Source organism: Kitasatospora sp. NPDC091257 (genome assembly GCF_044757675.1).
GTDB lineage: Bacteria > Actinomycetota > Actinomycetes > Streptomycetales > Streptomycetaceae > Kitasatospora > Kitasatospora lactacystinica.
Genome location: NZ_JBIVVI010001322.1, coordinates 1 through 2,341, shown reverse-complemented (window position 1 = coordinate 2,341; position 2,341 = coordinate 1). Strand labels below are relative to the sequence as shown.

Annotated in this window: 2 protein-coding genes; both read left to right on the top strand. The window is 73.9% G+C overall.

All coding sequences use genetic code 11. From position 1 onward, the window contains the following. Positions 1 to 65: 65 nt before the first annotated feature. Positions 66 to 1,337: a type VII secretion-associated serine protease mycosin gene (gene mycP / locus ACIQOV_RS37795; protein ID WP_401055303.1), complete on the top strand. Its 1,272-nt coding sequence runs from the start codon at positions 66 to 68 to the stop codon at positions 1,335 to 1,337. 201 nt (positions 1,338 to 1,538) lie between these two features. Further along, positions 1,539 to 2,078: a SigE family RNA polymerase sigma factor gene (locus ACIQOV_RS37790; protein WP_359911618.1), complete on the top strand. Its 540-nt coding sequence runs from the start codon at positions 1,539 to 1,541 to the stop codon at positions 2,076 to 2,078. Positions 2,079 to 2,341: the final 263 nt, after the last annotated feature.

Here is a 2,341-nt window from a genome sequence, read left to right as displayed (position 1 = left end):
GTACCCGGATTCCGGGCACCCGCCCCCGACGCGCGGCACGGGTGAACGACATGAGGGGTGGCAGGGTGTCCCGACACGGGTCCCGGAAGGCGGCCGCGGCGATCGCCGCGCTCACGGTGCTGGGCGGCCCGCTCGCCGCCCCGGCGTACGCCGAGGGCGGGCCCGCGCTGGCCGCGGCCGGCGACTGCCCCAAGAACGCGCCCGATGTGCCGACCGTGCCGTGGTCGCTCCAGCGACTGCTGCTCAACGAGCTGTGGCAGGGAGGGAAGACCACCGGCGTGGGCGTGAAGGTCGCGGTCATCGACACCGGGGTCGACCTGGGCAACCCGCAGTTGGCGGGCCAGGTCCCGGCCGACTCCTCCGGTCAGAAGCCGGTCGACAAGCTCCAGGCGGGCTCCAACCTGCTGGTCAACCGGGAGACCAAGGAGCCGGTCAAGGGCGCGTCCGTCGAGGACCCGGTCGGTCACGGCACCAAGGTCGCCGGCATCATCGCCGCCCGGGTCCGGCCGCAGACCGGTTTCGTCGGACTGGCTCCCGACGCCCAGATCCTCTCGATCCGGCAGAACGATAGCGACGGCAACGGCGACGTCTCCACCCTGGTCCAGGCGATCAGGGAAGCGGTCGACAAGGGCGCCGGGGTCATCAACATCTCCCAGGACGTGCGCGGTGCGGGCGACGCCCGCTTCGGCGGGTACCAGGACCTGAAGGCCGCCGTCGAGTACGCGGAGTCGCGCAACGTCGTGGTGGTCGCCTCCACCGGGAACGACGGCAAGGAGGGCGACACCTACCCGGGCGCCTTCCCGACCGTGCTGGCCGTCGGCGCCTCCGACCGCAACAACGAGCGCGCGCCGTTCTCCCAGTACGGCAGCTTCGTGAAGGTCGCCGCGCCCGGTGTCGACATGCTGTCCACCGTGCCGGGGAGCGGCCAGTGCGTGGACAACGGCACCAGCTTCGCCGCCCCGTACGTCTCCGGCCTCGCCGCGCTGCTGAGGAGCGCCCACCCGAAGTGGAAGGCGGCCCAGGTGCGGGCCTGGATCGAGCAGACCGCGCAGCGGACCCAGCGCGAGCCGGACAAGTTCATCGGCTGGGGTGTGGTGGACCCGGTCAAGGCCGTCACCAAGGCTCCTGAGGACGCGCCCTACGAGCCCATCCCGGACGCCCCGGTGCAGCTCGCCGCCGCGCCGATCGTGCCGCGCCCGGTGGGCCTCGGCGAGACCCAGGCCGACCGCGACGGCCGTACCGCGACGTACGTCGTGGGCGTCGGTGCGCTGCTGGTGGCCCTGCTGATCGGCGGCGGCGTGGTGCTGCGCGACCACCGGCGCAAGTCCGCCGACTGACGCCCGGCCGGCGCCTGCCCGCCTGACCGCCTGACGTCTGACCGCCTGACGCCTGTCCGCCCGAGGCCCGCCCGACCGGTGCCCGCCCGGCGCCCGGCGCGGGCCGGCTCACCGAAAATCCGCCGGGACCCCTGTAACACCGCCGCCCGCCCGCCGCATCGATGAAGTGTCAGGGAGGGCGGACCGCGGGGGGCAGGGCGCATGAGGTGGATCGGGGCGGGCCGGGAGGCCAAGGACGCGGAGTTCCTGGAACTCGTCTCCGGCCGCACCGGCCACCTGTACCGCTCGGCCTGCCTGCTCACCAGCGGCGACACCCACTACGCCGAGGACCTCGTGCAGGAGGCCCTCAGCCGGATGTACGTGCTGTGGCGGCGCAGCGCCTTCACCGGCCGGGGCCGGATCGACAACCCGGCGGCCTACACCCACACCGTCATGGTGCGCACCTTCCTCGCCCAGCAGCGCCGCCGTTCCAGCGGCGAGCGTCCCAGTGACGTCCTGCCGGAGCCGGCGGGACACGACACCGACAGCACCCTGCGGCTGACCCTCCTCGACGCGCTCGGCCGGATGCCGCCCAAGGACCGCGCGGTCCTGGTGCTGCGCTACTGGGAGGACCGCAGTGTCGAGGAGACCGCCGAGGCGATGCGGGTCTCCTCCGGCGCCGTCCGCACCCGCACCACCAGGGCCCTGAACCGGCTGCGCGCCCTGCTCGGCGACTCGCTGACCGAGCTCGCCGCCCGCTGAGGCCGGCGGGCGCCCGGCCGTGCGGCGCTTCCCGCCATCCGTGACACGGCACTTCCCGCAACCCGCGACGCAAGGAGACGGTGAACACCCATGTCCGAACCGGACAAGTTCGAGGACGATCTTCTCTATGCCCTCACCCGTACGGGCGAAGGCTTCCGCACCGAACAGGCAGACCTGGTCGCGGGCGGCTACCGGCGCGGCCGCCGCCGCTGGCGCCGCCGCTCGACCGCCGCCGTGGTGGGGGGTGCGGCCGCGCTGGCCCT